The sequence below is a fragment of the Hyphomonas sp. genome, from assembly GCF_016125515.1.
In the GTDB taxonomy this organism is placed as follows: Bacteria; Pseudomonadota; Alphaproteobacteria; order Caulobacterales; family Hyphomonadaceae; genus Hyphomonas.
The window spans coordinates 198,678-218,169 of sequence record NZ_WGLO01000003.1; the positions used below are offsets into that span (position 1 = coordinate 198,678).

The 19,492-nt window shown below is 63.5% G+C and carries 19 protein-coding genes; 9 read left to right on the forward strand and 10 right to left on the reverse strand.

What is annotated here, in order from left to right:
* Positions 1-185 precede the first annotated feature (185 nt).
* The 3 genes from GC148_RS04210 (at position 186) to GC148_RS04220 (ending at position 2,269) form a co-directional block, all read left to right on the forward strand.
* Positions 186-668: a peroxiredoxin gene (locus GC148_RS04210; protein ID WP_291068965.1), complete on the forward strand. Its 483-nt coding sequence runs from the start codon at positions 186-188 to the stop codon at positions 666-668.
* 145 nt (positions 669-813) lie between these two features.
* Positions 814-1,770, forward strand: a complete 957-nt coding sequence (locus tag GC148_RS04215; RefSeq protein ID WP_291068967.1) for an SPFH domain-containing protein — start codon at positions 814-816, stop codon at positions 1,768-1,770.
* A 31-nt stretch (positions 1,771-1,801) separates the two neighbouring features.
* On the forward strand, positions 1,802-2,269 hold the full coding sequence (locus GC148_RS04220; RefSeq protein ID WP_291068968.1) for an NfeD family protein: 468 nt from the start codon (positions 1,802-1,804) through the stop codon (positions 2,267-2,269).
* 8 nt (positions 2,270-2,277) lie between these two features.
* On the opposite strand, the gene pth is transcribed toward GC148_RS04220, so the two are convergent.
* Together pth and GC148_RS04230 are read right to left on the reverse strand one after the other, a co-directional pair.
* Complete coding sequence (gene pth / locus GC148_RS04225) at positions 2,278-2,901, reverse strand: aminoacyl-tRNA hydrolase (protein ID WP_291068970.1); 624 nt, start codon at positions 2,899-2,901, stop codon at positions 2,278-2,280.
* 85 nt (positions 2,902-2,986) lie between these two features.
* Entirely contained in the window at positions 2,987-3,673 is a 687-nt protein-coding gene (locus tag GC148_RS04230; RefSeq protein ID WP_291068972.1) for a 50S ribosomal protein L25/general stress protein Ctc, read from the reverse strand.
* A gap of 185 nt (positions 3,674-3,858) precedes the next feature.
* On the opposite strand from GC148_RS04230, the gene GC148_RS04235 reads away from it, so the two are divergent.
* Positions 3,859-4,254 (forward strand): hypothetical protein, encoded by a 396-nt coding sequence (locus GC148_RS04235; RefSeq protein WP_291068974.1) that lies wholly within the window; start codon positions 3,859-3,861, stop codon positions 4,252-4,254.
* A 15-nt stretch (positions 4,255-4,269) separates the two neighbouring features.
* Here the strand turns inward: GC148_RS04235 and GC148_RS04240 are convergent, their stop codons facing one another.
* On the reverse strand, positions 4,270-5,307 hold the full coding sequence (locus GC148_RS04240; protein ID WP_291068977.1) for a serine hydrolase: 1,038 nt from the start codon (positions 5,305-5,307) through the stop codon (positions 4,270-4,272).
* Positions 5,304-6,299, reverse strand: coding sequence for an amidohydrolase family protein (locus GC148_RS04245; protein WP_291068979.1), 996 nt, complete (start codon positions 6,297-6,299; stop codon positions 5,304-5,306). The genes GC148_RS04240 and GC148_RS04245 overlap by 4 nt, the downstream gene beginning before the upstream one ends.
* A gap of 157 nt (positions 6,300-6,456) precedes the next feature.
* Between GC148_RS04245 and GC148_RS04250 the strand changes: the two genes are divergently transcribed.
* From GC148_RS04250 to acs, 3 genes are all read left to right on the forward strand, one after another.
* Positions 6,457-6,723, forward strand: a complete 267-nt coding sequence (locus GC148_RS04250; RefSeq protein ID WP_291068981.1) for a DUF4212 domain-containing protein — start codon at positions 6,457-6,459, stop codon at positions 6,721-6,723.
* Between the two features lie 3 nt (positions 6,724-6,726).
* Positions 6,727-8,508, forward strand: a complete 1,782-nt coding sequence (locus GC148_RS04255) for a sodium:solute symporter family protein (protein ID WP_291068982.1) — start codon at positions 6,727-6,729, stop codon at positions 8,506-8,508.
* 168 nt (positions 8,509-8,676) lie between these two features.
* Positions 8,677-10,623, forward strand: a complete 1,947-nt coding sequence (gene acs / locus GC148_RS04260; protein ID WP_291068984.1) for an acetate--CoA ligase — start codon at positions 8,677-8,679, stop codon at positions 10,621-10,623.
* Positions 10,624-10,663: 40 nt separating this feature from the next.
* On the opposite strand, the gene GC148_RS04265 is transcribed toward acs, so the two are convergent.
* Both GC148_RS04265 and GC148_RS04270 read right to left on the reverse strand, forming a co-directional pair.
* Complete coding sequence (locus GC148_RS04265; protein WP_291068985.1) at positions 10,664-12,265, reverse strand: stimulus-sensing domain-containing protein; 1,602 nt, start codon at positions 12,263-12,265, stop codon at positions 10,664-10,666.
* A gap of 38 nt (positions 12,266-12,303) precedes the next feature.
* Positions 12,304-12,768 (reverse strand): peptidylprolyl isomerase, encoded by a 465-nt coding sequence (locus GC148_RS04270; protein WP_291068987.1) that lies wholly within the window; start codon positions 12,766-12,768, stop codon positions 12,304-12,306.
* A gap of 124 nt (positions 12,769-12,892) precedes the next feature.
* Here GC148_RS04270 and GC148_RS04275 point away from each other — a divergent pair, with 124 nt between their 5' ends.
* On the forward strand, positions 12,893-13,366 hold the full coding sequence (locus GC148_RS04275; RefSeq protein ID WP_291068989.1) for a DUF3995 domain-containing protein: 474 nt from the start codon (positions 12,893-12,895) through the stop codon (positions 13,364-13,366).
* On the opposite strand, the gene GC148_RS04280 is transcribed toward GC148_RS04275, so the two are convergent.
* A complete protein-coding gene (locus GC148_RS04280) occupies positions 13,347-13,829 on the reverse strand; it encodes a hypothetical protein (protein WP_291068991.1) in 483 nt (160 codons plus the stop codon). The two genes, GC148_RS04275 and GC148_RS04280, sit on opposite strands and share 20 nt — an antisense overlap.
* 85 nt (positions 13,830-13,914) lie before the next feature.
* Positions 13,915-14,607: a response regulator transcription factor gene (locus tag GC148_RS04285; RefSeq protein WP_366063097.1), complete on the reverse strand. Its 693-nt coding sequence runs from the start codon at positions 14,605-14,607 to the stop codon at positions 13,915-13,917.
* 238 nt (positions 14,608-14,845) lie between these two features.
* On the opposite strand from GC148_RS04285, the gene GC148_RS04290 reads away from it, so the two are divergent.
* Positions 14,846-14,992 (forward strand): hypothetical protein, encoded by a 147-nt coding sequence (locus tag GC148_RS04290; protein ID WP_291068994.1) that lies wholly within the window; start codon positions 14,846-14,848, stop codon positions 14,990-14,992.
* A 328-nt stretch (positions 14,993-15,320) separates the two neighbouring features.
* On the opposite strand, the gene GC148_RS04295 is transcribed toward GC148_RS04290, so the two are convergent.
* Both GC148_RS04295 and polA read right to left on the reverse strand, forming a co-directional pair.
* The gene (locus GC148_RS04295) at positions 15,321-16,592 is read right to left on the reverse strand and encodes a DUF2235 domain-containing protein (protein WP_291068996.1); all 1,272 of its coding nucleotides are present in this window, start codon (positions 16,590-16,592) and stop codon (positions 15,321-15,323) included.
* Positions 16,593-16,683: 91 nt separating this feature from the next.
* Positions 16,684-19,473 carry a DNA polymerase I gene (polA, locus tag GC148_RS04300; RefSeq protein ID WP_291068997.1) on the reverse strand — a complete coding sequence of 930 codons (2,790 nt, stop codon included), beginning with the start codon at positions 19,471-19,473 and terminating at the stop codon, positions 16,684-16,686.
* Between the last annotated feature and the right edge of the window lie 19 nt (positions 19,474-19,492).

A 19,492-nucleotide genomic window follows, 5' to 3' on the forward strand; every position in this document is an offset into this window, starting at 1 on the left:
AAAGCTGGAAGATGAGGAGCGCAACATTATTGAGAGTGATTATCAATTGCAACTGGGTCAGGGTGTGCATTCCGCCGCAGGCGGGCTTCGGTTGGCAATGCGCGTATTGACCTGATCGCCGGGGCAGCCATTGCGGCCGGGCCCCGCGCGGCCTATCTCGGGCAGGCAACAATGGAGAATGCCTCATGACCATCAAAGTCGGCGACAAGCTGCCCGAAGCCACCTTCATGGAAATGACGGCGGATGGCCCCAAGCCCGTCACCACGGCGCAAGTGTTCGGCGGCAAGACCGTCGCCCTGTTCGCCGTGCCGGGCGCCTACACGCCCACCTGCTCGGCCCGCCACTTGCCGGGCTTTGTGGACAAGGCTGCGGATTTTAAAGCCAAGGGCGTCGATGAGATCGTCTGCACCTCGGTCAACGACGTGTTCGTCATGGGCGCCTGGGGCAAGTCCTCGCATGCCGACGAGGCCGTCCGCATGCTGGCTGACGGCAACGGCGCCTTCGCGTCGGCGCTCGGTCTGGAGCTGGATGCGACCGGCTTCGGCATGGGCAAGCGCTCGCAGCGCTATTCGATGCTGGTGAAAGACGGTGTCGTGGCTGAACTCAACGTAGAGCAGGGCGGCGAGTTCAAGGTGTCGGCCGCCGACTACCTGCTCGGCCAGCTTTAAGTCCGGCTGTTAACGAACCTTAACCGAATACCGCGATGATCGGCCTGCTCGGGGAACGGGCAGGCCGTTTTCGCGTCGATTTTTATTGAATAACGGCAAATCCCTCCCCATTTCAGACCTAGTACCCACTGTGGAGAGGGACACCATGGACATCATCGTTTCGGCCTTCCTGCTGATCTTCGTCGTCGTTGTCGTCGGCCTGTTCAGCGCCCTGAAATTCGTGCCGCAAGGCTATAACTGGACGGTCGAACGCTTCGGCCGGTACACCAAGACGCTGTCACCCGGACCGCACGTCGTGAACCCGATCTTCGACCGCATCGGCCGCAAGATGAACATGATGGAAACCGTGCTTGAAGTGCCCCAGCAGGAAGTCATCACCAAGGACAACGCGATGGTGTCGTGTGATGCCATCGTCTTCATCCAGGTCATCGACGCCGTGCAGGCCGCCTATGAGGTCAACAACCTCGTCAGCGCCATCACCAACCTTTCGATGACCAACATCCGTACCGTGGTCGGCTCGATGGACCTCGACCAGGTGCTCTCGAACCGCGACGAGATCAACGCGCGCTTGCTTGGCACGATCGACGCGGCCACGCTCCCCTGGGGCGTGAAGGTCACCCGTATCGAGATCAAAGACCTGACGCCGCCAGCCGACATCACCGAAGCCATGGCGCGCCAGATGAAGGCCGAGCGCCTGAAGCGCGCTGAGATCCTGACGGCCGAAGGCGAGAAGCAGTCGGCCATTCTGAAGGCCGAGGGCCAGAAGCAGTCGCAGATCCTGCAGGCCGAAGGCCGCCGGGAAGCCGCCTTCCGCGATGCTGAAGCGCGCGAACGCGAAGCAGAAGCTGAAGCGAAGGCCACTGCAATGGTCTCCGAAGCGATTGCGCGCGGTGACGTCAACGCCATCAACTACTTCCTTGGCCAGGCCTATGTGGCCGCCTTCGAGAAGCTGGCGACCTCGCCTCAGCAACGAACGGTGATCATCCCCGCCGAGTTCTCGTCGATCCTCGGCACCATCGAAGGCATCCGCGGCCTGACGGACGCGGCCCAGGCCGGTAACGCGGCACGCGCCGCGGGTGCGGTTCCGCCGACGCGTACCTGATCCATCCATCGGCCCACAGAAGGAGGACCCTATGGAACAACTGCTTTCCCAGATCACCTGGTGGCACTGGCTGGTGCTTGCCCTGATCCTGTTCGGCGTCGAAATGGTGACCGGTACGTTCGACCTGTTGATGGCGTCCATCGCCGCTGCAGCGACCGCCGCCTTCGCGGCCTTCGCCCCGGAATCGGCAACCGCCTGGCAAGTCCAGTGTCTCGTGTTCGCGGTGGCCAGCGTCGCGTTGATCGTGATCAGCCGCTTCGTGTTCCCCAACATGCGCCGCGCTGAGCCCGAGCACCCGACGCTGAACAAGCGCATGGTGCAACTGGTCGGGCAGCAGGGTGAGGTCACGCGCGACCTCTCCAGCGGTCACGGCCAGGTGAAGATCGGCGATACGGTCTGGGGCGCAGAAGCGGCCGAAGGCCAGGCGCCACTGGTGGTGGGCGACAGGATTGTCGTGGAAGCCACACGGTCGAACATGGCGATCGTCCGCAAGGCGTAAGCTGCGCCTTATTCCGTCCCCGGACGGCCCAACTGTTTCGGGTCGTGCTTGGGGGCGGGGGCGAGGCGCATCACTTCGGTCTGGAAGCGTTCGTCATCCCCCGCGATCAGGTAAGGCAGCGCCTTGCAGATCGCATCGCCCAGCGGCTCGAACCAGGCGAGATCCGCTTTCGAGAAGTCTGACAGCACATAGGGCATCACCAGCGTCTTGTCGCCGGGATGGCCGACACCGACACGGACGCGCCGGATGTCCGGCCCGATATGCGCAATGGCGGAGCGGATGCCGTTGTTGCCGGAATGCCCGCCGCCGCGCTTCACCCGCACGCGGCCGGGCGCAAGGTCGATCTCGTCATGCAGCACGGTCACCGCTTCGGCGCCGACCTTGTAGAAGGCGCAGGCCTTGGACATCGCGCGCCCGGACTCGTTGTAGAAGGTCTGCGGCTTCATCAGCAGCACCTTCTGCCGTCCGGAAGGCGTGTCGACCGAGCCTTCGGAAACCTCGGACTCAAACTTTGCGCGCCACGGGCCGAAACCTTGCGCGGCATGGATGCGGTCCAGCAGCAGGAAGCCGGCATTGTGCCTGTTCCTGGCATACTTGGCGCCCGGGTTTCCCTGTCCGGCAAGGATCAACATGGGTTGCGCATCTTTCCTGGTTCAGCCCCGGAATCGAAGAGGCCGCCAGCTTGTGACTGGCGGCCTCCTGATTGTCCAGAACGGATCACTTCTTGGCAGGAGCCTTCGCCGGTGCGGCGGCTGCAGCAGCGGCCGGGGCTTTCGCCTTGGCAGCCGGAACCGCGTCAGCAGCGGCTGGTGCGGCGGGCTCTTCTTCGGCCTTGCCACCGCGGCCTGCGATCGTGGCGATCGTGAAGTCGCGGTCCATGATGACCGGCGAAGCATCCTTCGGAAGCGGGATGTTCGAGATCTTCACGTTGTCGCCGACTTCGAGCGCCGAGATGTCGGCTTCGAGGTGTTCCGGGATATGGCCGGCCGGCACGTTGATCTCGACGGTGTGGCGCACGACGTTAAGCGTGCCGCCCTTCTTGATGCCCGGGCAGACTTCGACGCCTTTGAAGTGGACCGGAACCTCAACCTTGATGATCTGGTCTTTCTCGACGCGGCGCAGATCGACGTGCATCGGCTGGTCGGTGACCGGGTGCATCTGGATGCCCTGCGGGATGACCAGTTGCTTTTCGCCTTTGTGGATCAGCGTCGCGGTGGTGTTCAGGAACTGGCCGGTTTCGATGGCCTTCATGACTTCCGGCTTGCGCAGGTTGATGGCCACGGGAGCGAGTTCGCCGCCGTACAGCACGCCGGGCACAAAGCCCTGTCTGCGGGCTTCGCGCGCGCCGCCGGTGCCGGTGCGCGGGCGCACATCGACGTTGAATACAATATTATGCTTGGACATGTGTTTTCCTTTCGCCCTGGACCGTGCCCTCCCCAAGGGAAGGTCGGAACCTGACAGGCACGGCCTGGCGCCGCCCTTTCTGAACGGCGGCGTATAGGGGAAGGCGGGTCTGAAGGCAAGCGGGGGCTGAAGCCGAAACTTTGTGGGTATGATAGGGTGAAGCCGAACAGCCGGATTCGTCGGTTATGCCTGTCACACCGCGCATTATGGGAGGGTTTTTCCTGCTCGCGACCAGTATTTGCGCCGTCTCCGCATTGACCTTCCTCCACCCAGGCACGCTGCTCGACCGGATCTGGTCATTCAAGCGTGCCGAATATGCCAGCATGATGACCCATGCTGTTTGGGGCGGAGCCGGCTTCGCTTTACTGGCGCTAGTGTTTGCTGCGACCGCTTGGGGCGCGTTTCATCGCCGGCGATGGGGCCACGAGCTCGCCGTCGGCGTATTCCTCGTAAACGCCCTCGCAGACGCCGGCCGCATGATCTCCGGAAGTTTCGCGGAAGGTGCGTTGGGCGTGGTAATTTCCGGCGCGGTAGTCGTCTGGCTCACGCGGCCGGGCGTCAGGGCGTTGTTCTCGAACTGAGCGCAAGCGCGACCGTCAGACCCGGAACGCGTCCGCTGCCTGGCGCATCCAGCGGATCACCTCTTCTTTCTGCTCCAGAGGCGATTTGCCATTACGCACAAGGATCAGGTCCAGGTCCGGCACGATCAGCGTATACTGGCCTTCATAGCCATTGGCGGAGAAGCTTCCGGGCCCTGCCATCCCGAGCCACCAATGGGCGCCGTAGCCGAGCTCTTCGGTGGGCGGAACGGGCGTCGGCGTGCGGGCATAATCCACCCAGCCCTCCGGCAGGATACGCCGCCCGTCCCAAACGCCGCCGCGCAGGTAGAGCAGGCCGAACCGCGCAAAGTCGCGCACCGTGCAGTAGCAGAAGGACGAGCCGATGAACGTGCCTGCCGCGTCGAATTTCGGCGTGGCCGACGCTATTCCTATGGCATCGAACAATTCGCGCAGCATGAAGTCCCGGAACGCCGGCCCCGATGCGCCCAGCGCGCGGGCGGCGCAGCGCGCGACGATATTGGTGCTGCCGCTGGAGTAGCTCCACACCGTGCCGGGCGGGTGCACGAGCGGCGACTTCGCTGCATAGGCGGCCACGTCATCCTTGCCGGAGCCGAACAGCATCTCGATCACATCCGACACGCCGGCATCGACATAATCTTCCGCGAATTTCAGTCCGCTGGACATGCGCAGCAACTGGTCCAGCGTGATGGAGCGGCGCGGATCGTCCGTGCTCTGCCATTCCGGTACATCGGCGGGCGCGTGGATGTCGATCTTGCCTTCGCGCACAAGAATGCCGATCAGCGCCTGTGTCATGCTCTTCGCCTGCGACCAGGAATGATGCGTCGTGTCCTGGTCGTGATCGCGCCAGTAGCGTTCGGCTACAACGCGCCCAGCCTGCACCGCCAGGAAGCCGTGCGTTTCACCCATCTGGTCCGGCGCCGGATCGCTGAAAGCGAATTCGAGAAGCGGGTTCAGCCGCGCGGCAACCGGGGCTGGCAGTTCACTTGCGGGCCACTCCGCCGTGGGCCAGGGTACGTCCTCGGGTTGGGCGGGCATGGGCTTGAGATCACTCACAGTTTGTACACCTTTCGCGCTGTGCCGCTGAGCAGCGCGGCTTTGGCCGGTTCGGGATAGTCTGCTGCGATCTTCTTGAGGCCGTTCCAGAGCGTGCGGTAGCTGAGCGACAGGCGGTCGACCGGGAAGTTGCTTTCAAACATGCAGCGCTCCGGTCCGAACACCTTGATGGCATGATGATACCAGGGCGCCTGCGCCTCAACGAATTCGTCCGAGGTCGGAGGTTTGTCGCGCCCGTTCCAGCCAAAACCGTTGTCCGGCATCGCAAGCCCGCCGAGTTTGGCGTGGACGTTCTGGTTCTCCGCCACGGCGGCGATATCGTCTTTCCATTTCTCGAAGATGTCCGCGCGTTTGCCGGCATATTTGCCGACGCCGAGCGGCGTGCCGAAATGATCGAGGATCATCACCGTGCCGGGCACGGCCCGGGCCAGGGCGGCATATTCCGGCAGCTGGTGGTGGTAGAGCCAGGTGTCGAAGGTCAGTCCTTTCTCACCAAGGCGCGCCACGCCGCGCCGGAAATCCCGATCGGCAAACAGGCCGGCGGGCCCGCGTCCGGGGATCGACAGGGGCACGCTCTTGTCAGGCTCGAAGGAGCCGGCATGCCGGATGCCGCGGAACAAGCCGTTCGCGGCCGCCGCGTGTGCCTCAAGCACCTCGTCGAGGTTCGCCAACCGCAAGTCTGCGTGGGCCACCAACGCGGCGATCTGCGCCTTCGATTTGTCCTTCGCGGCCCGCGCCGAGGCAGCGGCAATGAACTCTGTCTCGCCAACCGGTTTCAGGTGGTCCGGGCCATCCTTGCGATAGGAGGCGCCGCATTCCATGAACACGGTCTGCACCACATTGTGCCCATCCTGCGTATCCGACCACAACTCCTCCAGATCGTAGGAGAGGTGCGGCTTCGGCCAGAGATGATGGTGCGGGTCCACGATCTCGCGGGCGGGATCGATCACGTCCTCGCGAACCTGGCTCAGCCATTCCGTATTGTTGAACATTTGTTTTCCTCCAGGCGCCTTTGTCGGGTGTTCCAGCCTGTCAGGCAAGAACGTCCGAGTCATTTGGCAGGATTGTCACCTTGTCTTCCCTTCGCCCTTGAAGCCGGTAAGGTGGGTCATCGCCGCGTCAGACGGCGTCTGCACAGGGGAGGGCGCGATGGCCGCTAATGACGAGACGCCCGACCGCCGGGCCTATTGGCCGGAAGTCATCCGGCTCACGCTGACGCTGCTGGCGATCTGGTTCGCCGTGTCTTTCGGTGCGGGCATCTTGCTGCGCGGCTTCCTCGACCAGTTCCACATCGGCGGCGCGCCGCTCGGTTTCTGGTTCGCGCAGAACGGCTCGATCTACGTCTTCGTGATCCTGATCTTCTATTACTGCGCCGCCATGAACCGCCTCGAGAAGAAATACCGGATCGAGGGCTGAGGCATGGACTGGACCATCTTCTGGGTCGCCGCGACCTTCGCCACCTATTTCGGCATCGCCATCTGGGCCCGCGCGGGTTCGACCAATGATTTCTACGTCGCGGGCCACGGAGTGCACCCGGTCGTCAACGGCATGGCGACGGCCGCCGACTGGATGAGTGCCGCCTCCTTCCTGTCGATGGCCGGCCTGATTGCCGGCATGGGATATGGCGGCTCGGTCTACCTGATGGGCTGGACGGGCGGTTATGTTCTGCTCGCGCTGCTGCTGGCGCCATTCCTGCGCGAGTTCGGCAAGTTCACGGTGCCAGACTTTGTCGGCGACCGGTACTATTCCGACACCGCCCGGATCGTCGCCGTGATCTGCGCCCTCTTCGTGTCGTTCACCTATATCGCGGGCCAGATGTCCGGCGTCGGCATCGCCTTCTCGCGCTTCCTGGGTGTGGACTTCAACACCGGCATCTTTGCCGGCATGGGCATCGTGTTCGTGTACGCCGTGCTCGGCGGCATGAAGGGCGTCACCTACACCCAGGTCGCACAATACGTGGTGCTGATCTTCGCCTACACGGTGCCGGCCATCTTCATTTCGCTGATGCTCACGGGGAACCCGGTGCCGCAACTGGGCTTCCTGTCGAACCTCAAGGGCGAAGAGATCTCGATGCTGCACAAGCTCGACCTGACGGTGCAGGATCTCGGCTTCACCAGTTATCTTTCGTCTACCAAATCGAACCTCGACATTTTCTGCATCACCGCTGCGCTGATGTTCGGCACGGCCGGCCTGCCGCACGTGATCATCCGCTTCTTCACCGTGCCGCGCGCCGCCGATGCGCGCCTGTCGGCCGGTTGGGCGCTGGTCTTCATTGCGCTGCTCTACACCGTGGCGCCTGCCGTCGGTGCATTCTCGCGCCTCAACGTCATCAGCACCGTCAACGAAACAACCTATGTGACGCCCGGCGAGGACTATGCCGCCAAGGCTGCGGCGCTTGAAGCAGCCGGCGAACGCGCTTCGCCCGCCTGGTTCGAGAACTGGGAGATCACGACCCTCGTCGCCTTCGACGACAAGAACGGCGACGGCAAGATGCAGATCCGGGGCCCGGCCGCCCCGGACGGGCTGGAGAACGAAGTCACGATCAACAATGACATTGCCGTGCTGGCAAATCCCGAGATCGCGAAGCTGCCGGACTGGGTGATCGGCCTCGTCGTCGCCGGCGGACTTGCGGCGGCCCTCTCGACGGCCGCCGGCCTGCTGATGGTCATCGCCTCCGCGATCAGCCACGACCTGTGCCGGCGCACCTTCTTCCGCAGTATGAGCGACAAGGCCGAACTGCGCGTCGCGCGGCTCGCGGCGGCCGGCGCAGTCGTGGCGGCCGGTTTCATGGGCATCTACTCGGCCCAGCTCGCCTTCGTGGCCCAGGTCGTCGCGTTCGCGTTCGGGCTGGCGGCAGCGTCGCTGTTCCCGGTCATCCTGCTCGGCATCTTCTGGAAACGGATGAACCGCGAAGGCGCCATCGCCGCGATGCTGGCCGGCCTCATCCCCACCTTCGCCTATATCTGGCACTTCAAGATCGGCGCCGGAAAGGCCGCCGGTCCGGACCAGTGGCTGTTTGGTGTGTCGCCGGAAGGGATCGGCTTCGTGTTCATGATCAGCTCGATCCTGATCGGTGTGGCCGTCTCGCTGCTCACCCAGCCACCGCCACAGGATATCCAGGACCTGGTGGAAGACCTCCGCGTCCCGGGGACCCGGCGTCCGCACGGGCCGGGCGACGCGGCGATGCCGCCGGCTGAATAGGGTATCCGGCGCCGAATTTGGGTCTGAAGTGCTTCACTTCTGAGACACTTTGTCAGGCGAAAGGCTTCACTTGGCGCGGCGTGCGCCATTGCCCCGGGCGGATGCGCCCCGTTAAACTTTATGCCACAACAAAATACCCCCAGGGCGGAACAACCAAGGCGACCTTCCATGAGCGACACATCGAAAACCTATCCCGTTCCCGAAGCCTTTGCGGCGAAAGCCAATCTGACGCCGGAGAAATACAAGGAAATGTACGCCGCCTCGATCGCGGATCCGGAAGCCTTCTGGGGCGAGCAGGGCAAGCGGCTCGACTGGTTCAAGCCTTATACCCAGGTGAAGGACGTCTCCTGGGAGACCGGCGACCTGCATGTGCGCTGGTATCACGACGGCGTGCTGAACGTTTCCGCCAACTGCCTCGACCGTCACCTGGACAAACGCGGTGACAAGCCCGCCATGATCTGGGAAGGCGACGCGCCCGGCGAGTCCCACACCCTGACCTATCGCCAGATGCACAGCGCCGTCTGCAAGTTCGCCAACGTGCTGAAGCAACTCGGCGTCAAGAAGGGCGACCGGGTCACCATCTACATGCCGATGATCGTCGAGGCGGCCTACGCCATGCTGGCCTGCGCGCGCATCGGCGCGGTCCACTCGGTCGTGTTCGGCGGTTTTTCGCCGGATGCCCTGGCAGGCCGGATCACAGATTGCGGATCGGAAGTCCTGATCACAGCCGATGAAGGCCTGCGCGGCGGCAAGACCGTCCCGCTGAAGGCCAATGCCGACCGGGCCGCCGAGATCGCCGGCGGCATGGTCAGGAAGATGCTCGTCGTGCAGCGCACCGGCGCCGATGTGCCGATGGTGGAGGGGCGCGATCATTGGCTGCACGAGATCGGCGCAGACGTTTCCGCCGATTGCCCGCCTGAGCCGATGAATGCCGAAGATCCGCTCTTCATCCTGTATACGTCCGGCTCCACCGGCAAACCCAAGGGCGTGCTGCACACGACCGGCGGCTATCTCGTCTGGGCCTCGATGACCCATGAATATGTCTTCGACCTGAAGGACGATGACATCTTCTGGTGTTCGGCCGATGTCGGCTGGGTCACCGGCCACACCTATATCGTGTACGGACCGTTGGCGAACGGCGCGACTACGCTGATGTTCGAAGGCGTCCCGACCTACCCGGATGCCAGCCGCTTCTGGAAGGTCTGCGACCATCACAAGGTCACGATCTTCTACACCGCACCCACCGCCATCCGCGCCCTGATGCGCGAAGGCGAAGGCCCGGTGAAGAAGACCTCGCGCAAATCCATCCGCCTGCTAGGCACGGTGGGCGAACCGATAAACCCCGAGGCTTGGGAATGGTATTTCCACGTCGTAGGAGAAGCGCGGTGCCCCATCGTCGATACCTGGTGGCAGACGGAAACCGGCGGCACGCTGATCGTGCCTTTGCCCAACACAACGGTCATGAAGCCGGGCGCCGGCTCGCATCCTTTCTTCGGCGTCAAGCCCATGCTCGTCGATGCCGAAGGCAAAGAGCTGCACGGCGCCGCCGATGGAAACCTTCTGATCACGGACAGCTGGCCAGGCCAGATGCGCACCGTGTACGGAGATCACCAGCGCTTCGTCGAAACCTATTTCACGGCTTATCCCGGATACTACTTCACCGGCGACGGTTGCCGCCGCGATGAAGACGGCTTCTACTGGATCACCGGACGCGTCGATGACGTGATCAACGTCTCCGGCCACCGCATGGGCACGGCCGAAGTCGAAAGCGCACTCGTCAGCCATGATGCTGTCGCCGAAGCTGCCGTCGTCGGATATCCGCACGACATCAAGGGTCAGGGTATCTATGCGTACGTCACGCTTGTTGCTGGTTGTGAGGCCGACGACGCGCTGCGCAAGAACCTCGTCCAGCATGTCCGCAGCGAGATCGGACCCATCGCGTCACCGGACCTGATCCAGTTCGCGCCCGGCCTGCCGAAAACGCGCTCGGGCAAGATCATGCGCCGCATCTTGCGCAAGATCGCCGAAAACGAGTTCTCGAACCTGGGCGACACCTCCACATTGGCCGAACCCGAAGTCGTCAAGGACCTGATCGAAAACCGCCAGAACCGCTAGTTCTAGATGTGGTCGAGACGCGGATTTGGACAGGCGGCGCTTAAACCGCCGGCAGGTCGACCGTAAATCTGGCGCCGCCTTCGGTGCGGTTTTCGGCCCAGACCTTGCCGTGGTGGGTGGCGATGATCTGTTTGACGATGGACAGGCCGAGGCCGGAATTGTTGCCGAAGGCGGTGCCTTTCGGACGGTCCGTATAGAAACGGTTGAAGATCGTTTCCAACTTGTCGGGCGGAACGCCGGGGCCTGAGTCCTCCACGGTCACCCGTGCCACGGTACGCGGTCCGTCATTCGTCTGGTCGAGCCGGACCTCAACCGTGCTGCCGCCCGGCGAGAAGGACCTTGCATTGTCGATCAGGTTACGCAGTACTTGGCCCAGCGGGCCTTCGCGGCCGCGCACGATAAGACGCGCGCCCATCGTCGCGTCGGTGAACGACACATGCACAGCCATCTCGCCGTCGCCTATACCTTCATAGGTTCGCACGATGTCGCGCACGAAGCGGGCGATGTCGATCTGCTCGCTGGGCAGGCGGGTCATCTCGGCTTCGAGGCGGGAGGCGTTCGAAATGTCCGTGATTAGACGGTCGAGACGTTTAACATCTGAAGCAATCACCTGGCGCAGGCGCGTGGCCGCGTCCGGATCTTTCACCCGTTCCAGCGTCTCCACCGCCGAGCGGATGGAGGTCAGCGGGTTCTTGAGCTCGTGCGCGACATCGGCCGCAAACTGTTCGTTCGCTTCGATCCGCTCCAGCAGCGCTTCAGTCATGCTCTGGATCGAGGTGGCGAGGTCGCCGATCTCGTCGGTGCGTTGGGTCAGCAGGGGCACGTCAATCTTGTCCGAGGCGCCCGACCGGATACGGTCGGCGGCCAGCGACAGGCGCCGCAGGGGCCGTGCGATGCCGAGGGTCAGCATGACCGACGTGATGAATGCCATCAGCACTGCAACGCCGATGAAGGGCACCAGCGCGACCCGCTCCGCCCGGATGATCTCGTCGATGTCGCTCGCTTCCAGAACCAGCACGCCCACCACGGCCGAAACGCGCTGTACCGGCATCGATACCGAAATCACGCGGCTGCCCCGGTCCGAAAAGCGTTGGCTGGCCGCTTGTCCGCCCAGCGCGGCGACCTTGAATTCTTCCTCGAAGCTCTGCGTGCGCAGCGCTTCGGAAGAGCGCCGTGGCGAGAAGAAGTTGAAGAATTCGCTGGCCCATTCGGACAGGTCGCGCCCCGTTCGAGCCAGAAATCCGGGATCGCTCAGCGGAGGCAGGGCCGAGACGTCCACGCGTTCGGACAGGTAATAGCTGTCGCCGATCAGTTCGCCATCCGGCGTGAAGATGCGCGCGCGCACCCGCTCTGGCAGGTTCAGACGCTGCAGCGTCTGGCGCGCAGCGTCGGGATTGAGCCCGGGCTCAGGCGTGGTCGCATCATCCGACAGGAGGCTCGAAAAGATCTGCGCCTGCGCTTCAAGGTCCTGCTTCTTGGACGCGACGAAGCCCGCGCGCATCTCGTTGAGCACCATTGCGCCGATGATGAGGATGGCGAGGCCGGCCATGTTGGAGGCAAAGATGAGCCGGGCGATCCGCGATCCGAGGATCGTGGTCGTCCGGCGCACGCGGGTCCGGCGAGACGTTTGCTTTTCGGCCATGGCCTGTCGTCCCCCTCGCTTTGCCCCCCGGCGCCGGGTTAGGCGTCCGCAGCGACGCGCATCGAGATGATGCGGTCCGGATTACGCGGCGGCTCGCCTTTGGCCAGCTGGTCAATGGCGTCCATGCCGTCCGTCACCTGACCCCAGACCGTGTATTGGCGGTTCAGGAACGAGGCGTCGTCAAAGCAGATGAAGAACTGGCTGTTGGCCGAATGGGGCGCCGACGTGCGCGCCATCGAACAGGTGCCGCGCACGTGGGGCTCCGCGTTGAATTCGGCTTTCAGGTCCGGCTTCTTCGAATTGCCGGTGCCGGTGCCCTTGGGGCAGCCCGTCTGCGCCATGAAGCCAGCGATCACGCGGTGGAAGATGATTCCGTCGTAAAACCCCTCCCGCGCGAGTTCCTTGATGCGGGCCACGTGGCCGGGCGCCAGGTCCGGGCGGAGCTTGATGGTGACGAGGCCTTTCGAGGTCTCCAGCAGCAGCGTGTTCTCGGGATCGGACATCGGGCACTCCTTGTTCTCTGTCTTTGATGTAAGGATCGGTGTTCTGGCTATTCAATAGCGGCTCTGGCGGCAAGCACAGCCTGCATGTAGGATCAGAAAGGGTGAATGGTGGGAGTGAGATGGATTGGCGGAGATTGTAGGCAATGGTCTGGCGCTGGCGCTCTGCGCGGGGGCCGCGCTGTATCTGCTCTGGGCGGCGGGGCTGACCTTTCCTTTCGCCAATGAACAGGCGCTTGCCCGCTCGATCATCGGCCGCCGCGGCATTACCCGCGTGCCCTCCCGGTTGTCTTTCCTCTACATCTGCGTCCTGTTGCTGTTTGCGGCCCTGGCGGCCTTCCTGATGGGCGGGTTCAGCGAGCAGGTGCCGCGCGCCAAACCCTATCTGGTCCCGGTTGGCCTGCTGCTGACCTTCGTATTCCTGGGCCGTGGCATTGTCGGCGTCCTGCCGGCGTTTGAACGCGCTGCGCCGGAACAGCCCTACCTCTCGCTGAACCGGCGCATCTACTCGCCGCTCTGCGCCCTCGTCGGCATCGGCTTCCTGTTCCTCACCCTGGCCCTGCCGAACTGGAGCTGGCGCCTCAGCCAGCTGTTTGGCTGAGCCGCTCGGGAAACACGGCCAGCCAGTCCTCCGCCGTCAGGCCATCCGGCCCGCGCGCTCTCATCATGCCGGTGAAGTTCCAGTGATTGAGCGCGGTGTCGATCCGCGTGTCCGCAAGCCGGAAGGCGCGGGGCGTTCCTCCGCCAGCAATGAAGCCGGCCGCCTTTACCAGATCCGAGCGGTCATAGGCGCCGGGCACGGCATCGACGTGCATCACCAGTGCGGCGGCGGCCGGGCGTCCGTCGCGGGCAGTCAGCCGTGACACCGGTTTGGCCACGGGATCAACCCCCAGAATGAAAGCGGGCGCGGTGAGTGAATGTGCTGCACGCAGCACCGTGTCCCCGCCCCAGCTGTGCCCGATCAGCGCAAGCGGATGACCGGCTGCAACGAAGTCAGCGGCGAGGTTCTTTGCCGCCGTGATCTTCCAATGCGGCAGGTATTCGACGCGCCGGTGGGCACCCATCTTGTCCCGGCGCCAATCCGCATATGAAAAGACGAGGCGGGAACTCTCGTCTCCCGCCCCGCCAATGTAGATCTCCGCTGGCGGCTTATTCCGTGTAGCGATAGCCGACGCCGTAGAGGGTTTCGATGGCATCAAACTCATCCGTCACTTCGCGGAACTTCTTGCGCAGCCGCTTAATGTGGCTGTCGATGGTGCGATCGTCCACATAGATCTGGTCGTCATAGGCCGCGTCCATCAGCTGGTCGCGGCTTTTAACATAGCCGGGCCGCGTCGCGAGGGCCTGCAGGATCAGGAACTCGGTCACCGTCAGGCGCACCTGCTTGCCGTCCCAGGTGCAGGCATGCCGGTTCGGGTCAAGCACCAGCTTGCCGCGCACGATCGGTTTGGAGTCGCCTTCCTCGGGTCCGGCCGCGCCGCCACGGGCCCGGCGCAGCACGGCTTTCACACGCTCTGCCAGCAGGCGGTTGGAGCAGGGTTTGCGCACGAAATCGTCTGCGCCGATGTTGAAGCCGATCACTTCGTCGATCTCTTCATCCTTCGAGGTAAGGAAGATTACCGGCAGTTCGGATGTCTGGCGCAGGCGGCGCAGCAGCTCCATGCCGTCCATCTTCGGCATCTTCACATCGAGGATGGCGATGTCCGGCGGGGATTCGGTCAGTCCGGGCAGGGCGGCCTCGCCGTCATGGTAGGTGCGCACCTGATAGCCTTCGGCTTCGAAAAACAGCTTCAGCGAAGCCACAATGTTTTCGTCGTCGTCCACCAGTGCCAGAGTCGTCATCGCCTTGTCCTTTTCCGCCAGCCGGAAGCTTGCATGCGCTTCGGTCTGCTTGGCAGTAGGTTCAATCACAGCTCGGTTCATTTCAAAAGCCCTCCGGTGGTGGAGCCTCAACAAAATCAACGGAGTGCGGCGCGCATTTGCGCGGAATGGGGCAGTCTCGCGATTCATTGCGGCGGAAAGCGCCCCAAGTGTGAAGGGCGAGGCATTCGGGCCGCCCGTTTGTTGCGTAAGTCCGGCCTTGCGCAACGAAGTCCGCACGCTTTTTTGCCTGTCTCGAAACCGGTGCGCATTTCTTTGCGCGGCACTTGAGCTGATGCCCGGCGGACTGATCCTGTCGCAGGCGCAGGCGCAGGCGCAGGCGCAGGCGCAGGCGCAGGGGAACTGACGGAATGACGTGGCGGCTTCGCCTGCTCCAGGACGAGTCCGTCCGGAAACTCCTGCGCAAATCGAATCCGGCGGGGTTAGTCTCCTGTTTCAGCTTGGGGCAGGGCCTTGACGGGCCAGGCCGCTTTCGGGTCCGGTGTTGGCAATTGGCGTTGCCTGCACCGGAGGCGGATGGATTTCGTGCTCCGCGGCCACGGGGACATTGAACAACCCTACCTCATCGCGCCATCGTCCTCGCAACCATGGCCGCTGCCCATCCGCTGGACCCGCATGACACGCAAAACCGGAAGGAGAGGTTCCTGTCCGGCATATTGTGCAGCGCGTGATGGTCAGGCAGGCGGCGGCGGATCATCCGGCGGCGGCGCAGGCGTTTCCTTCGCGGCGCTTGCAAATTCGTTGATCGCCTTGCGGAAGGGCCGCAGCGCGCCCGGCCGGTATTTCAGTTCACGTCTCGTCGCGCGGATCAGCACCGCCTCGTCGAACAAGACTTCGAGGTCGCTCACGCTCGGGCGTTGTTTCTGCTTGCTGCGGGTCTTCGGCCAGACTTGCCGGGGGCGGATAGGCCAGTTGATCAGACTGAACGAGCGCGCAAACGAGGGCCGGTCAGGCCGCGCGTCGTAGGTCGCTTTCGCGATGGCATCGGCGAGGGGCGATGTGTCGTCGCCGACCGTTTCATAGAACCGCAGGCCCTCGGCGGCCGCGCCTTCGGCGATCCATTTCAGCGACCAGGCTGAAAGCTCCTCGCGCCCGCCGCCACCCACATCGCCGTGGAAGCCGACGAACCAGCGCTGCATGTAGGCCACGCGTCCGGCGCGGTCATTGTGTTCGTCGAGGGCCTCCCATTCCGTCACCGGAAACCCTGCGCGGCATTCGTCGATTGCAAGCGCATGACGCGCCGCGCACACATTTGACGCAAGGCGGCGGTTCTTGAGGCGGAAACGGTCCTTGTCCTTCGAGGTCAGGTAAGAGCGGACAACTTCGCTGGCGCCGCGCTGGGCCACCGTATCGAACACGCCGACATAGGTGATCGGCGGCGGCGCATCGAGTGCCATCCGCGCACCGGTTTCTGTTCGGGTTCCCTTGCCATACTTGACACGAAACGCGCGGGCCTGTTCGGCATGGGCGAGTTTGTCCGCCTCCGGCGCATCGTCGCGCGGCGCCCGGTAATAGAGGCGGAAACCTTCGCGCGCCTTTTCGGCATGGCGCCGGCTGACAATGCCCGCCGTGTTGATGAAGCCCGCCAGGCGGCGGGCCGCGAAGGCGCCCCGGCTGAACCCGAAGATGTAGATCTCGTCGCCCTCTTCATAGGCGAAGGCGAGGCGCAGGTAGGTCTCGACGATGATGTCTTCGAGCCCTTCGCCGAAGGCGCCGCCGAACAGCCGCGTCGTGCGATAGATCAGGCCGCCGAAGAAACCGGACTTCTCTAGCGCGCCGACCGTTGAGCCGACGCCTTCGCTGTAGATGACCTGCTGGTGGATGCGCGTGCCGTCGGGACGGATGTCCTGATGCGCGACGGACCGGGCAATGATGGCGATGTTGGTCAGCTTGGCCTGGTTCAACGTTTGCCAGGTCCCGTCCATGCAGATGATGATGCGCTTCATGCGCCAAGCCCCACCTTTGCGCTCCCCCGAGCCAGAATTCACGATAGATTACAAACGCGACAGGCGGAAGATGCTCTTGTGCCTATGGGTACTAGTGCGCGGCGGCCCAGTTTTTCGCGGCTTTGGCTTCAACGACGAGCGGAACCGATAGCTTGAGCGAGGGGCCATCGGCGCCCGACATCGTGTCCTGCGCCACCTTGATCAGCTGGTCCGCCTCCTTCTCCGGGCACTCAAACACCAGTTCATCGTGCACCTGCAGCAGCATTCGAGCCTTCAAGCCCGCAGCCGCCAGCGCCTCCGGCATACGGATCATGGCACGCTTGATGATGTCGGCGGCCGTGCCCTGCAACGGAGCGTTGATCGCCTGGCGCTCGGCAAAGGCCCGGGCCGGGCCCTTGGCCTTCATGTCGGGCAGGTTGATTTTGCGGCCGAACGCCGTGCGCACGAAACCGGCCTCACGGGCGAACTCCTTGGTTTCGTCCATGTACTGACGAATGCCGGGGAACCGCTTGAAGTATTGCTTGATATACTCCGCCGCCTCGCTTTGCGGGATGCCCAGCTGGCGGGCAAGACCAAACCCGGAGATGCCGTAGATGATGCCGAAATTGATGGCCTTGGCTTGACGCCGCACCATCGGGTCCATGCCTTCGATGGGGGTGTTGAACATCTCACTGGCCGTCATCGCGTGGATGTCGAGCCCGTCCTTGAACGCCTGTTTCAGCGCCGGAATATCCGCCATGTGCGCGAGGATGCGCAGCTCGATCTGCGAATAGTCCGCAGAGACGAGCACATTACCGTCTTCTGCGATGAAGGCTTCGCGGATCTTGCGGCCTTCTTCCGTCCGTACAGGGATGTTCTGCAGGTTCGGGTCAGTTGAGGAAAGTCGCCCGGTCTGCGCGCCGGCCATCATGTAGCTGGTATGCACACGGCCGGTCTCTGGCTTGATCGCAGCCTGCAGCGCCTCGGTATAAGTCGAGCGCAGCTTCGATAGCGTGCGCCAGTCCACGATGGTGCGCGGCAGGGGATGGCCTTCTTCCGCGAGGCCTTCCAGAACGTCCGCATCGGTTACCCAGGCGCCGGTCTTGGTTTTCTTCCCGCCGGGAATGTTCATCTCGTCGAACAGGATTTCGCCCAGTTGTTTAGGCGAGCCGATATTGAACTCGCGTCCGGCCTGCTCATAGGCTTGGGCTTCCAGCGCCGCCATGCGCTGCGAAAAGTCGGCCGACAGGCGCGACAGCATCTGGCGGTCCACCTTGATGCCGGCCTGTTCCATCGCGGCCAGCACTGGCACCAGCGGCCGTTCCAGCGTTTCGTAAACGGTGGTGACCTGTTCGGTGCGCAGGCGCGGCTTCAGCACCTGCCAAAGGCGCAGTGTCACGTCGGCGTCTTCAGCCGCATATTCGGTCGCCTTGTCCAGCGCGACCTGAGCAAAGCTTTTCTGCGCTTTGCCTGTGCCGGCGACTTCCTTGAATGAAATCGGCTTGTGGCCGAGATAACGCTCGGAAAGTTCGTCCATGCCGTGGCCGTGCATGCCGGCATTCAAGGCGAACGAGATCAGCATCGTGTCGTCGACCGGCGCGACCTTGATACCGTGGCGGGCGAAGACGCTGAGATCATACTTGATGTTCTGGCCGATCTTCAGCGTCGCCGCGTCCTCAAGCATCGGCTTGAGAGCCTTGATCGCTTCGGCCATCCGGATCTGGCGCGGCGGATCGGCGCCGAACATGTCGCCATCGCCTTTCGAGTCCGGATCAACATGCGCGAGCGGAATATAACAGGCTTCACCCGGCGCCAGCGCCATCGACACGCCCACCAATCCTCCGCCTACGGAATCGAGCGCGTCAGTTTCAGTATCGACGGCCACCCATCCTTGCGCAGTGGCGCGGGTCACCCAGTCTTCCAGTGTCTTCAGATCGCGGATGCAGACATAGGCGGTCCGGTCGATCGTCGCCGCTTCCGGCCCGTCCGCCACGAGGACGCCTTCTTTCTCCATCTGCTCGCGCACGCGGCGGGTGATGGTGCGGAATTCCATTTCTTCCAGGAAAGGCAGCAGCACTTTCGGATCCGGATCCTGCACGGCGAGGTCTTCGAGTTTCACCTCGAGCGGCACGTCATCCTTCAAGGTGACGAGCTGTTTCGAGACGCGCACCTGGTCGGCAAAGTTCAGCAGCGTTTCGCGGCGCTTGGGCTGCTTGATCTCCTCAGCGCGCTCCAGCAGCGCTTCGACGCTTCCATATTCGGTGATCAGCTGCGCGGCGGTCTTCACGCCAATGCCGGGCGCGCCGGGCACGTTGTCGACGCTGTCGCCGGCCAGCGACTGCACATCGACTACATGCTCAGGCCCGACGCCGAATTTCTCGATCACCTCGTCGCGGCCCATCAGCTTGTTCTTCATCGTGTCGAGCATCAGCACCTTGTCGGAGACAAGCTGCATCAGGTCCTTATCGGACGAGACGATGGTGACGCGCGCGCCTCTAGCTTCCGCCTGGCGGGCATAGGTGGCGATCAGGTCATCGGCCTCGAAGCCCATCATCTCGATCGCATGCGCGGCGAACGCTTCGGCGGCGCGGCGCACGAGGGGGAATTGCGGGCGCAGTTCTTCCGGCGGTTCCGGACGCTGCGCCTTGTAGGCGGGAAAGAGTTCATTGCGGAAGGTCTTGGACGACGCATCGAAGATGCACGCGAAGTGCGTCGGCCGCTCCGGGCCTTTGAGGTCTTCCAGCAGCTTGAACAGCATATTGCAGAAGCCCGAGACCGCGCCGATCGGAAGTCCGTCGGATTGGCGCGTCAGCGGCGGCAACGCGTGGAACGCGCGGAAAATGTAGGCGCTCGCATCGATCAGATAGAGGTGGCTTTTCTCGGTGACGGGGGCCGTGGCCATGGGCGATTCCTCTTCTTTC